The organism is Lacinutrix cladophorae (assembly GCF_053604645.1).
The window spans coordinates 457071-469734 of record NZ_JBSHNR010000110.1; the positions used below are offsets into that span (position 1 = coordinate 457071).

The following is a 12664-nucleotide window of genomic DNA, read 5'->3' on the forward strand; positions in this document are numbered from 1 at the left end:
ATTATGCAGAGTTTTAGAACCGAAATAGAAAATCCGATAGTAGCGCAAGATATTATTGATTTAGCCAATAAAATTGAACTTTTTAAAGCAGGAAAAGTAGATGAAGAAAAATTTAGAAGTCTTCGACTTGCAAGAGGGGTTTATGGCCAACGCCAACAAGGTGTGCAAATGATTAGAATAAAACTGCCTTATGGTAAAGTTTTAAGTAGTCAATTACATAGAATAGCAGATGTGTCTGATGAGTATTCTCGAGGTAGATTACACATTACTACTCGACAAGATATCCAAATTCATTATGTAGATCTAGATCGTACACCAGAACTTTGGGCAGAACTAGAACGAGATGATGTTACCCTTCGTGAAGCTTGTGGTAACACTGTTCGAAACGTAACTGCAAGTGAAACTGCTGGAATAGATGTCAACGAACCTTTTGATGTTTCTCCGTATGCAGATGCAATTTTTAAATTCTTTTTGCGTAATCCTATTTGTCAAGAAATGGGAAGGAAATTCAAGGTTTCATTTTCAGGGACCGATGAAGATACAGGCTTGTCTTACATGCATGATTTGGGTTTTATTGCTAAAATTGAAAATGGTATTAGAGGTTTTAAAGTAATGCTTGGTGGCGGTTTAGGGTCACAACCAAGACACGCAGATGTATTTTATGATTTTTTAGAAACCGATAAAATCATTCCTATAATGGAAGGTGTTTTGAGAGTTTTTGATCGTCATGGAGAACGTAAAAGTCGTGCAAAGGCAAGAATGAAATTCTTAATTAAAGACATCGGTTTAGATGCTTTTAGAAAATTAGTAGAAGAAGAACAAGATGCTATCGAATTTAAATCAGTAGCTATTGATACCGAAAAATACCCAGTTTCTACTCCGGTTTCTGTTGAAGTTCCTAAAGTAGAAATTACCAATGAAGAAACGTTTCAGTTATGGAAGACAACAAATGTTATTCCGCAAAAACAAGACGGTTTTTTCGCTATAGGAATTAAAGTGCTTCTAGGAGATTTTTATACCGATAAAGCGAGATTGCTAGCAGATTTAGTTAACGATTATGCTGCAGGAGAGCTTCGTTTAAGCTTACGTCAAAATATTGTAATCCCTTTTGTTAAAGAGGAATTACTACCTTTTTTCTACCAAGAATTATCTAAACTTGGTTTTGCAGAAGCAGGTTATAATAAAGCAGTAGACATTACAGCTTGTCCTGGAACAGATACTTGTAATTTAGGAATTGCAAGTAGTACAGGAATTGCTGATGAGCTAGAACGTGTTATTAAAGCGGAATATCCGCAGTATTTAAAAAATGAAGATTTAATTATTAAAATTAGCGGTTGTATGAATGCTTGTGGACAACACAATGCAGCAAATATTGGTTTTCAAGGGATGTCTATTCGTACACCAGATAAATTAGTTGCTCCAGCTTTACAAGTACTTTTAGGTGGAGGGAATAGAGGAAATGGCCAAGGTGTTTTTGCAGATAAAGTAGTGAAAATGCCAAGTAGAAGAGGACCGGAAGCTTTACGTAGAATTTTAGACGATTTTGAAGCAAATGCTAAAGGGAAATTGTTTGTAGATTATTATGTGCAACAAGGCGAAAAGTATTTTTATGAAATGCTTAAAGACCTTTCAGATGCCACCAATTTATCCCAAGAAGATTTTATAGATTGGGGAACTGAAGAAACCTATGTTAAAGCAATTGGGATTGGAGAATGTGCAGGTGTTGTTATCGATTTAATTGCAACTTTATTTCTAGAGAGTGAAGAAAAAATTGACACTGCAAAAGAAGCTTTTGGAAACAAAGTATTTTCAAACGCAATCTATTTTGCTTATAGTTCGATGGTTAATTCTGCAAAAGCCATTTTACTTTCCGAAAATATTTCAACCAATACACAAGCAGGAATTATTAATACATTTCAAACCGAATTTGTAGCGAGTAATAAAATTAATTTAGGAGTCTCTTTTTCCGAATTAATTTATCAGATAAAAAACAATGCACCAACCGAAGCATTTGCAAAAAGTTATATTAAAAATGCAGCAGATTTCTTAGAAGCTGTTCGTGTGTTTAGAGAAAATGAAAAACAATTAGTAAGCTAAATTACTTCTACTATGAAAGCGATAATAATACCAAAGTTAACCGTTGTAGGCGCAGGACCTGGAGATCCAGATCTAGTCACTCTAAAAGCAATAAAAGCCATTAAAAATGCAAATGTAATTTTGTATGATGCGCTTGTAAATAAAGAACTATTGCAATATGCATCACCAAATGCAGAACTCATTTTTGTTGGAAAACGTAAAGGTTGTTATGCATACCAACAGGAGCAAATTAACGATTTAATTGTTGCTAGAGCTAAATCTCATGGTCATGTAGTACGCTTAAAAGGAGGAGATCCCTTTATCTTTGGTCGTGGAGCAGAAGAGATTGATTATGTAAGACCATTTGGTCTAGAAACCTATATGGTTCCTGGTATTTCATCTTCTTTGGCTGTGCCAGCATATCAAGGAATCCCACTAACCAAAAGAGGAAGTTCGGAAAGTTTTTGGGTGATTACGGGAACAACTAAAGCTCACAAGATTTCAAAAGATATAGCAGTTGCTGCAAAGTCATCAGCTACAGTGGTTATCTTGATGGGAATGAGTAAGCTAGAAGAAATTGTGTCTATTTTTTCTTCCGAAGGGAAACAAAAAACACCAATAGCAATCATTCAAAACGGAACTACAAAAGATGAAAAATTTGGAGTAGGTACTATAGAAACCATTTGCAATGTCGTGAAAGAAAAACAACTAGCAAATCCAGCAATAATTGTAATAGGAGAAGTGGTTGAAAAACGAGTGCTATTAAATTCAATATTCAATAAAGTGAATAAACAACCAGAAGTAATTTCAGTATAAGATGTATTATTATGCAAGATAGAAATAACTTATATCCAATTTTTTTAAAAGTAGAGCAACTTAATGTGCTAATTGTTGGAGGAGGAAATGTAGCATTAGAAAAATTAAGCTTTTTACTTAAGTCTAGTCCAAATGCAAAAGTACAAATGATAGCTCCTTTTTTTAGAGAAGAAACGATTGCGTTAGCTACTAAATTTGGAATAGAAATGATAAATGGAGTGTATACTAATTCGTTTTTAAGTAATAAACATATTGTCATTGCGACCACAGATAATGTAGCGGTTAATGTAGAAGTGTATCACGATTGTAAAGAAAGAAATATTCTGGTAAACGTAGCAGATAATCCGCCATATTGCGATTTTTACATGGGAGGAATTGTCACCAAAGGAAACGTGAAAATAGCCATTTCTACTAACGGTAAATCACCAACTACAGCAAAACGTTTGCGTCAATTTTTCGAAGATGTAATTCCAGATAATATTGATGATATGGTTAAAAACTTAAACATATTTAGAAAAACAATAAAAGGTGATTTTGAAGAAAAAGTAGAAACATTAAACGAATTCACAAAAGGATTAATTAGTAAAAAAGAAGTACATCATGATTAAAACAGATATATTAATAATAGGAGCAGGTCCAACAGGTTTATTTACAGTTTTTGAGGCAGGATTGCTAAAATTAAAGTGCCATTTAATTGATGCATTGCCTCAACCTGGCGGACAATGTTCGGAGATTTACCCAAAGAAACCTATTTACGATATTCCTGGTTTTCCAGAAGTTTTAGCAGGAGATTTAACTACCAATTTATTAGAGCAAGGAAAACAGTTTGAGCCAGGTTTTACTCTAGGGGAGCGTGCCGAAACTATTGAAAAACAGGGTGATGGTAGCTTTATTGTAACCACTAATAAAGGAACAAAACATCAAGCTCCAATTGTCGCTATAGCAGGTGGTTTAGGTTCTTTTGAACCTAGAAAGCCCAAAATAGAGAATATTGCTTATTATGAAGATAAAGGAGTAGAATACTTTATTAAGGATCCAGAAGTATACAGAGATAAAAAAGTGATTATTTCAGGAGGAGGAGATTCGGCTTTAGATTGGAGTGTCTTTTTAGCAAATGTAGCTTCGAATGTAACTTTAATACATAGAAGAAATGAATTTCGTGGAGCTTTAGATTCTGTAGAGAAAGTTCAGGAGCTTAAAAAACTAGGTAAAATCAATCTTATTACTCCAGCAGAAGTAACGGCTTTACATGGTAATACCAAATTAGAAGGAATAACGGTTACCAAAGAAGGAGAGAAAACATTATTAGAAACCGATCACTTTATTCCGTTATTTGGATTGTCGCCTAAGTTAGGGCCAATAGCTGATTGGGGGTTAGAAATTGTTAAAAATGCTATAAAAGTAGATACATTAGACTATCAAACAAATATTCCGGGTATATTTGCAATTGGAGATGTAAACACATACGAAGGGAAACTAAAGTTGATTTTGTGTGGTTTTCATGAAGCAACTTTAATGTGTCAATCTGCATATAAAATTATCCATCCGGGTAAAAAATATGTGCTAAAATACACCACTGTTAGTGGTATTGATGGTTTTGATGGAACACGTAAAGAAGCGCCAAAAGCAGTCGTTCAATCTATCAATTAAATGAAATGATTTTTAACCTTCGATTAAAAGAAGAAGTAGCAGTTTTTACTAAAGATTTATTTTATGCTTTATTCGAAAAAAAAGAAAAGCAAAAAGAAGAGTTAGGGTATTTAAAAGCCGTTTTTTTAAAGTTTTCTAAAGAACTATCGATTGTAGATGGAGAAGCCATTTGGAAAACCTTTTCAGATAAATTACATCTAATTAAAAAAAAAATTGAATTAGATGCACATGCTGCTAAAGACAACGATCCTGCTTGTAAAAGTTTAGAGGAAGTATATCTAGCATATCCAGGATTTCACGCTATTGCTGTGTATCGTCTAAGTCATGAGTTTTACAAACTAGACCTATATATTCTATCTCGAATGATGTCTGAGTATATTCATGGTATTACTGGAATAGATATTCACGCAGGAGCTACTATTGGAGATTCTTTTTTTATAGATCACGGAACAGGTGTTGTTATTGGGGAAACTGCAATTATTAAACGTAAGGTTAAAATTTATCAAGGGGTAACGCTTGGCGGAATTCAAGTCAAAAAAAGTTTAGCTTCCACAAAAAGACATCCAACCATCGAAGAAAATGTTACTATTTATGCGAACGCAACTATTCTTGGAGGCGATATTGTAATTGGTGCAAATAGCATTATAGGAGCTAATGTTTGGATTACAGAAACTGTTCCAGCAAACTCTTTGGTGACCTATCAATCGGAAATTAAAATTAAGACTAGAAAATAATGATAGAAGGAAAATCGATAACAGATTTAATAGGTAATACGCCTTTAGTAGAAGCTACTCATATTTTGCAAAAAGAAGGAGTGCGCTTGTTTTTAAAATTAGAAGGAAAAAACCCAGGAGGAAGTGTTAAAGATCGTGCAGCTTTTAATATGATTAATGAAGCATTAAAACGTGGCGATATTAAAAAAGGAGACACTCTAGTAGAAGCTACAAGTGGAAATACTGGTATTGCACTGGCATTCATAGCGCAACTTTCGGGTTTAAATATGGTGCTTATAATGCCTGAAAATTCTACCAAAGAGCGTATTAAAACGATGCGTGCTTATGGCGCAGAATTAATTTTAACTTCTGTAGAGGTTGGTATTGAAGGAGCTAGAGATTTAGCCATTCAATTAAGCGAAGAAAAAGGCTATTTCATGTTAAATCAATTTGCAAATGATGATAACTGGAAAGCGCATTATAAAACCACTGGACCAGAAATCTGGAAGGATACTAATGGAGAAATAACACATTTTGTTTCTGCAATGGGAACCACAGGAACCATTATGGGAGTTTCTACATATCTTAAAGAACAAAATAAAGACGTAGTAATTGTAGGAGCACAGCCTAAAGATGGCGCCAAAATACCTGGAATTCGTAAATGGCCAGAAGCGTATTTGCCAAAAATATTTAATGCTTCTAAAGTGGATCTGGTTGTCGATGTAAGCGAAGAAGATGCTAGATTAGTAGCTAATCGATTAGCAAAAGAAGAAGGTGTTTTTGCAGGAATGAGTAGTGGAGGGTCTGTTGCTTCTGCATTACAAATCGCCCAACAAATAGACAAAGGAATCCTCGTAGCAATTATCTGCGATATTGGAGATCGTTATATATCTTCAGATTTATATGAATAAAAATTGGTTATCATTTTTTTATTCCCTTAATTTACACTTTAGTTCATAAACGTATTGAATGTTATCACGAAAGGCAGAGGGAATAGACCCATTGAAGCCTTGGCAACCCTTTATTAAAAAGAAGGTGCTAAATTCTACTTATTACTCAAATCTCAGTAATAAGACAGATAACCACAAGTAATTCTATTACTTCCTTTCCTGATGACATTTATATAATTAAATATAATATGTCAAAAATTAAACAAATTTTACAACAACATATACTAGTGCTAGATGGTGCCATGGGTACGATGCTTCAGCAATATAATTTTTCAGAAGAAGATTTTCGAGGCGAACGCTTTAAAGATTACCCTTCTTCCTTAAAAGGAAATAACGATTTGTTGTCGCTAACCCAACCGGAAGCAATAGCAACTATTCACGCTAAATATTTTGAAGCTGGAGCAGATATTGTAGAAACCAATACCTTTTCTGGAACTACAATTGCTATGGCAGATTATGATATGGAAGATTTAGTGTACGAACTAAACTATGAATCTGCTAAAATAGCAAAAACAGTTGCCGATAAATTCACAAAAGAGAATCCAAATAAACCCCGATTTGTTGCAGGAAGTATTGGTCCCACAAACCGAACAGCAAGTTTATCTCCAGATGTAAATAGACCAGAGTATAGAGCCATTACTTTTGAAGAGTTACGTATTGCATATAAGCAACAAGTTGAAGCTTTAATCGATGGAGGAGTAGATCTTCTTTTAGTCGAAACTATTTTTGATACCCTTAATGCTAAAGCAGCTTTGTTTGCTATAGAAGAAGTAAAAGAAGCACGAAATATAGATATTCCAATAATGGTTTCTGGTACCATTACAGATGCTTCTGGAAGAACATTGTCAGGTCAAACGGTAGAAGCATTCTTAACTTCTATTTCACATGTTCCTTTATTAAGCGTGGGGTTTAATTGTGCCTTAGGAGCAGAACAATTAAAACCATATTTACAGCGTTTATCGGATAAAACTGACTTTTTTACTTCTGCACATCCAAATGCAGGATTACCAAATGCTTTTGGTGAATATGATGAATCGCCAAAACAAATGCAGACATACATTGAAGCATATTTACAAGACGATTTAATAAATATTATTGGTGGTTGTTGTGGTACTAGTCCAGAACATATTAAAGCTATTGCTGCCGTTGCTAGTAAATATAAACCAAGAAAAATAGAGGTTACAGCATAATGATATTAGAAGTAGCAATTTTAAATATAAAAAAAGGGCTTTCAAAAGAATTTGAAGCAGCTTTTAAAAAAGCAAAAGCAATTCTTTCCTCTAAGAAAGGATACATTTCTCATCAATTAAAAAAGTGTGTTGAAATAGAAAATAAATACATCTTATTAGTGCATTGGGAAACTATAGAAGACCATGAAGTCGGATTTAGAAAATCGGAAGAATATAAAGTATGGAAAGAATTATTACATCATTTTTACCAACCATTTCCAACAGTAGAACATTATAAATAATGAGTAAAACTAAAAATAAATATTTAACGCTTTCAGGATTAGAGCCTTTAGTGGTTACTCCAGAAAGTAACTTTGTAAATGTAGGAGAAAGAACTAATGTCACTGGATCTAGAAAATTTCTTCGTTTAATTAAAGAAGAGAAGTACGAAGAAGCTTTAAGTGTTGCTAGAGATCAAGTTGAAGGTGGCGCGCAAATTATTGACGTTAATATGGACGAAGGTATGCTAGATGGAAAGTATGCCATGACAACCTTTTTAAACCTCATTGCTTCCGAACCAGATATTTCTAGAGTACCTATTATGATAGATAGTTCCAAATGGGAAATTATTGAAGCTGGACTACAAGTCGCTCAAGGTAAATGTGTAGTGAATTCTATAAGTTTAAAAGAAGGGGAAGCCGAATTTATACGCCAAGCAAAATTAGTAAAACGTTATGGAGCTGCTGTAATTGTAATGGCATTTGATGAAACTGGTCAAGCAGATACCTACCAACGAAGAATTGATATCTGTAAACGTTCTTATGATATATTGGTTGAGGTTGTTCGCTTTGCACCACAAGATATCATCTTCGATCCTAATATTTTTCCTGTGGCAACAGGAATGGATGAACATCGTTTAAACGCATTAGATTTCTTTAAAGCTACCAAATGGATTCGCGAGAATCTTCCCTATGCAAATGTTTCTGGAGGAGTAAGCAATGTGTCTTTTTCGTTTCGAGGAAATAATACCGTTCGTGAAGCTATTAATGCTGCTTTTTTATACCATGCTATTCAACACGGAATGAATCTAGGTATCGTTAATCCAACAATGTTAGAGGTTTATGATGAAATTGATAAAGATTTATTAAAACATGTAGAAGATGTTTTATTCGATAGAAGCGACGATGCTACCGAACGGTTATTAGATTTTGCAGAAACCGTAAAAGGAAATAAAAAAGAAGATGTAACCAAAGTTTTAGAATGGAGAAATAAGCCTTTACAAGAAAGAATTACACATGCATTAGTAAAAGGTTTAGATGCTTTTATTATTGAAGATATAGAAGAAGCTAGACAAGCATCACCTAAGCCAATTGACGTTATAGAAGGCCATTTAATGATTGGTATGAATGTAGTAGGAGATTTATTTGGAAGCGGAAAAATGTTCTTGCCACAGGTGGTAAAATCTGCTCGTGTTATGAAAAAAGCGGTTGCTTATTTACAACCGTTTATTGAAGCAGAAAAAGACGGAAAGCAAGAGTTTGCAGGTAAGATTTTAATGGCTACTGTAAAAGGAGATGTACACGATATTGGAAAAAATATTGTGAGCGTGGTTTTAGGTTGTAATAATTATGAAATTATAGATTTAGGAGTCATGGTACCTCCAGAAAAAATTGTAGAAACTGCCATAGAAGAAAATGTAGATATTATTGGTCTAAGCGGATTAATTACTCCTTCGCTAGATGAAATGGTGTATGTTTCTAAATCTTTAGAGAAAAAAAAGGTAACCATTCCAATCATTATTGGTGGCGCAACTACATCTCGTGCGCATACTTCGGTGAAAATTGCACCAAATTATAGTAATACCGTGGTGCATATTAATGATGCTTCCAGAGCAGTAACGGTTGTTGGTGAGTTATTAAATAAAAACAATAAAGTATATAAAGAGCAAATTCGGGAAGAATATAATAAGTTTCGCGAACAGTTTTTAAGCCGTACTACGAAGAAAGAATATGTTTCTATTGCAGATGCAAGAAAAAATAAGTTTGCAATAGATTGGAATACTTCTGAAATTACAAAGCCGAAACAATTAGGAATTCAAGATTTTCAAGATTTTGATATTACGAAATTAGAAGCTTATATCGATTGGTCTCCATTTTTTAGAAGTTGGGATTTGCATGGTAAATATCCAGATATTTTAACAGATGAAGTGGTTGGTGAACAAGCAACCGATCTTTTTAAAGACGCACAAGAATTATTAAAACGCATATTGGATGAAAAGCTTTTAAAAGCGAAAGCCGTTTTCGGATTGTTTCCTGCAAATACAGTTAATGATGATGATATTGAGCTGACAATCAGCGATTTTCATGCTGAACCTGATTCAGTGTCTCATGATGATAAAATAAACTTTCTAACACTACGTCAACAATCTAGAAAAGCTGTAGGAAAACCAAATATTGCTTTGGCAGATTTTATTGCTCCAAAAACAACAGGGAAACAAGATTATATAGGTGCGTTTTGTGTGAGTACAGGATTTGGAACTGCAGCACTAGCAAAGCAATTTGAAGATGCACATGACGATTATAATTCGATTATGATAAAAGCTTTAGCAGATAGATTAGCAGAAGCTTTTGCCGAATATTTGCATAAAGAAGTACGAACCAACTATTGGAGTTATGCACAAAGTGAAAATCTTAGCAATCAAGATCTAATTAAAGAAAACTATAAAGGTATTCGTCCAGCTCCTGGGTATCCTGCTTGTCCAGATCATCTAGAAAAAAATACCATTTGGGAAGTACTAGATGTTGAGAAAAGAATAGGTGTAAAGCTTACCGAGAGTTTAGCCATGTGGCCAGCAGCTAGTGTGAGTGGTTATTATTTTGGAAACCCTGAAGCACGTTATTTCGGATTGGGAAAAATTACTGAAGACCAAGTAGCAGATTATGCTATAAGAAGAAATATAACATTAGAGGAAGCTAAAAAATGGTTGAACCCAAATATAGCAGATTAAAAATTCCTGCGTAGGCAGGAATCTCCTAACGAATTTTTATGAAATATTGAAAAAAAACAAAAACATAGCAAATACATGCGTTAGGGATTGAGGCTTTGTTGGAGCTACTTGCAAAGAGCGACTGCCGAAAGCGCGACCCTTGTGGTAACGCCAAAAAAATAAATAATAATTAAATGAGATACCTGTTTATACAGGCATTAGTATGAAAGTAACAGAACACATTAAAAATGCAAACGGAAAAACATTGTTTTCGTTCGAAATTATTCCGCCAAAAAAAGGAAAAAACATTCAGGATTTGTATGATAATATAGATCCTTTAATGGAGTTTAATCCGCCATTTATTGATGTTACTACTTCTAGGGAAGAATACATATATATAGAAAAACAAGGGCTTTTAGATCGAAAAATTACTAGAATGCGTCCTGGTACTGTTGGTATTTGTGCAGCAATTAAACATAAATACGATGTAGATACTGTGCCGCATGTTTTATGTGGTGGTTTTAGTAAAGAAGAAACCGAATATTTGTTGGTAGATTGTCACTATTTAGGTATTAATAACGTGATGGCTTTGCGAGGAGATGCCATGAGTCACCAAAAATATTTTGAAGCTGCGAAAGGTGGACATATGTATGCGAAAGATTTGGTATCGCAAATTCAAAATTTAAATTGTGGTCAGTATTTGCATGATGTTTTGGAGGTTGATGATAAATCAGACTTTTGTATTGGTGTTGCTGGTTACCCTGAAAAACATATTGAAGCTCCTTCTTTGCAAACCGATTTAAAACGACTAAAAGAAAAGGTAGATGCTGGAGCAGATTATGTGGTGACGCAAATGTTTTTTGATAATGAGAAGTATTTTCAGTTTGTAGAAGCTGCTAAAAAAGCAGGGATTAATGTGCCAATTATTCCTGGGATAAAGCCAATTGCTGTTAAACGTCATCTGCAATTATTACCACAGGTTTTTAAAATAGATCTACCAGAAGATTTAATTCAATCGGTAGAATCTTGTAAAGATAATAAGCAAGTTAGACAAGTCGGTGTAGAGTGGGCAATTCAGCAATCGAAAGAGTTACAAGAAGCTGGGGTTCCTGTGCTTCATTTTTATTCTATGGGAAAGAGTGATAATATAAAAACCATTGCTTCGGCTTTATTTTAATTTTTATACTTTTACGCTCTAACTAAATTTAATGAAGCGTTTATTAACCTACATTCTTTGTCTTTTTTGTGCTTGTGTTTTTTCGCAAGAAAAGAAGAATACCGATACCTATTTTGATGTAAATTATTTTACAGGAAATATAGCATTACATAACACCGATATTTCGCATTTAATAAAAGGACATCCCGAAGGTTTTATTGTAAGTTGGAATAAGAAAACATTTGGAGAAGAGGCTTGGCAGCAACGTTATAATTATCCAGATTATGGATTTTCATTAGCTTATCAAGATTTAAAAAATAGCGTCCTTGGTAACAATATTTCTATTTATGCACATTATAATTTTTACTTTTTAAAACGAAACCTTATGTTTCGTATTGGTCAGGGTTTAGGGTATACCTCTAATCCTTATGATAAAGTAGATAACCACAAAAATGTAGCTTTTGGTTCTAGTATTTTAAGTAGTACCTATGCGATGCTTAACTATAAAAAAGAGCGTATTTTCGATCGTTTTGGTTTACAAGCAGGAGTTTCATTAATTCATTATTCTAATGCCAATGTAAAAGCGCCAAATGCAAGTGTAAATACCATTGCTTTTAATGTTGGTGTTACTTATAATATAGATGAAGAAGCTACCAAATACATCGATACTATAACCAAAGAAAAATTTAAACAGCCAATAAAATATAATCTTGTTTTTAGAAGTGGTGTTAACGAAAGTGATGTAGTAGGAACTGGACAGTTTCCTTTTTATATTATTTCGGCATATGCTGATAAACGTTTAAACAGAAAAAGCGCCATTCAATTAGGAACAGATGTTTTCTTTTCTACATTTTTAAAGGAACACATAAAATATAGAGCTGCTGCTTTTCCTGAAGAAGGTGAAGATGGTACAGCAGATTACAAACGTGTTGGTGTTTTTGCTGGTCATGAGTTGTTTATTAACAAAATGTCTTTAGAAACACAGTTTGGTTATTATGTGTACTATCCTTATGATTTTGAAGGAAGAACCTATTTGCGAATTGGTTTAAAACGTTATTTTGGCGAAAAATGGTTTGCAGCATTAACCTTAAAATCACATGGAGCAAAAGCAGAAGCTGTAGAACTAGGTGTTGGAATTAGATTGTAAT

11 protein-coding genes and 1 riboswitch are annotated in these 12664 nt (G+C 33.8%); all 11 genes read left to right on the forward strand.

Annotated elements, in window-relative coordinates; translation table 11 throughout:
- The first annotated feature begins 3 nt into the window (after positions 1-3).
- The 11 genes from ACVC3Y_RS09305 (at position 4) to ACVC3Y_RS09355 (ending at position 12663) form a co-directional block, all read left to right on the forward strand.
- Positions 4-2097, forward strand: a complete 2094-nt coding sequence (locus ACVC3Y_RS09305; protein WP_452226714.1) for a nitrite reductase — start codon at positions 4-6, stop codon at positions 2095-2097.
- A 12-nt stretch (positions 2098-2109) separates the two neighbouring features.
- Positions 2110-2892, forward strand: a complete 783-nt coding sequence (gene cobA / locus ACVC3Y_RS09310) for a uroporphyrinogen-III C-methyltransferase (RefSeq protein ID WP_452226715.1) — start codon at positions 2110-2112, stop codon at positions 2890-2892.
- Between the two features lie 11 nt (positions 2893-2903).
- A complete protein-coding gene (locus ACVC3Y_RS09315) occupies positions 2904-3500 on the forward strand; it encodes a precorrin-2 dehydrogenase/sirohydrochlorin ferrochelatase family protein (RefSeq protein WP_303422172.1) in 597 nt (198 codons plus the stop codon).
- Complete coding sequence (locus ACVC3Y_RS09320) at positions 3493-4542, forward strand: NAD(P)/FAD-dependent oxidoreductase (protein ID WP_452226716.1); 1050 nt, start codon at positions 3493-3495, stop codon at positions 4540-4542. Before ACVC3Y_RS09315 ends, ACVC3Y_RS09320 begins: the two co-directional genes overlap by 8 nt.
- A gap of 5 nt (positions 4543-4547) precedes the next feature.
- On the forward strand, positions 4548-5276 hold the full coding sequence (gene epsC, locus ACVC3Y_RS09325) for a serine O-acetyltransferase EpsC (RefSeq protein WP_303422167.1): 729 nt from the start codon (positions 4548-4550) through the stop codon (positions 5274-5276).
- Positions 5276-6166, forward strand: coding sequence for a cysteine synthase CysM (gene cysM, locus ACVC3Y_RS09330; RefSeq protein WP_407941801.1), 891 nt, complete (start codon positions 5276-5278; stop codon positions 6164-6166). The genes epsC and cysM overlap by 1 nt, the downstream gene beginning before the upstream one ends.
- Positions 6167-6228: 62 nt before the next feature.
- Positions 6229-6336, forward strand: a riboswitch (SAM riboswitch).
- Positions 6337-6393: 57 nt separating this feature from the next.
- Positions 6394-7395, forward strand: a complete 1002-nt coding sequence (locus ACVC3Y_RS09335; protein WP_452226717.1) for a homocysteine S-methyltransferase family protein — start codon at positions 6394-6396, stop codon at positions 7393-7395.
- Positions 7395-7676, forward strand: a complete 282-nt coding sequence (locus ACVC3Y_RS09340) for an antibiotic biosynthesis monooxygenase family protein (RefSeq protein ID WP_452226718.1) — start codon at positions 7395-7397, stop codon at positions 7674-7676. The genes ACVC3Y_RS09335 and ACVC3Y_RS09340 overlap by 1 nt, the downstream gene beginning before the upstream one ends.
- Complete coding sequence (metH, locus tag ACVC3Y_RS09345) at positions 7676-10381, forward strand: methionine synthase (RefSeq protein WP_452226719.1); 2706 nt, start codon at positions 7676-7678, stop codon at positions 10379-10381. Before ACVC3Y_RS09340 ends, metH begins: the two co-directional genes overlap by 1 nt.
- Before the next feature lie 202 nt (positions 10382-10583).
- Positions 10584-11537 (forward strand): methylenetetrahydrofolate reductase [NAD(P)H], encoded by a 954-nt coding sequence (gene metF, locus ACVC3Y_RS09350; RefSeq protein WP_303422154.1) that lies wholly within the window; start codon positions 10584-10586, stop codon positions 11535-11537.
- A 31-nt stretch (positions 11538-11568) separates the two neighbouring features.
- Positions 11569-12663 (forward strand): acyloxyacyl hydrolase, encoded by a 1095-nt coding sequence (locus tag ACVC3Y_RS09355; RefSeq protein WP_452226720.1) that lies wholly within the window; start codon positions 11569-11571, stop codon positions 12661-12663.
- The last annotated feature ends 1 nt before the right edge of the window (position 12664 follow it).

Bases quoted from the DNA above. Each gene is read 5' to 3' on its own strand.
- ACVC3Y_RS09305 (WP_452226714.1), top strand. From the start codon at position 4: ATGCAGAGTTTTAGAACCGAAATAGAAAATCCGATAGTAGCGCAAGAT.
- cobA (WP_452226715.1), top strand. From the start codon at position 2,110: ATGAAAGCGATAATAATACCAAAGTTAACCGTTGTAGGCGCAGGACCT.
- ACVC3Y_RS09315 (WP_303422172.1), top strand. From the start codon at position 2,904: ATGCAAGATAGAAATAACTTATATCCAATTTTTTTAAAAGTAGAGCAA.
- ACVC3Y_RS09320 (WP_452226716.1), top strand. From the start codon at position 3,493: ATGATTAAAACAGATATATTAATAATAGGAGCAGGTCCAACAGGTTTA.
- epsC (WP_303422167.1), top strand. From the start codon at position 4,548: ATGATTTTTAACCTTCGATTAAAAGAAGAAGTAGCAGTTTTTACTAAA.
- cysM (WP_407941801.1), top strand. From the start codon at position 5,276: ATGATAGAAGGAAAATCGATAACAGATTTAATAGGTAATACGCCTTTA.
- ACVC3Y_RS09335 (WP_452226717.1), top strand. From the start codon at position 6,394: ATGTCAAAAATTAAACAAATTTTACAACAACATATACTAGTGCTAGAT.
- ACVC3Y_RS09340 (WP_452226718.1), top strand. From the start codon at position 7,395: ATGATATTAGAAGTAGCAATTTTAAATATAAAAAAAGGGCTTTCAAAA.
- metH (WP_452226719.1), top strand. From the start codon at position 7,676: ATGAGTAAAACTAAAAATAAATATTTAACGCTTTCAGGATTAGAGCCT.
- metF (WP_303422154.1), top strand. From the start codon at position 10,584: ATGAAAGTAACAGAACACATTAAAAATGCAAACGGAAAAACATTGTTT.
- ACVC3Y_RS09355 (WP_452226720.1), top strand. From the start codon at position 11,569: ATGAAGCGTTTATTAACCTACATTCTTTGTCTTTTTTGTGCTTGTGTT.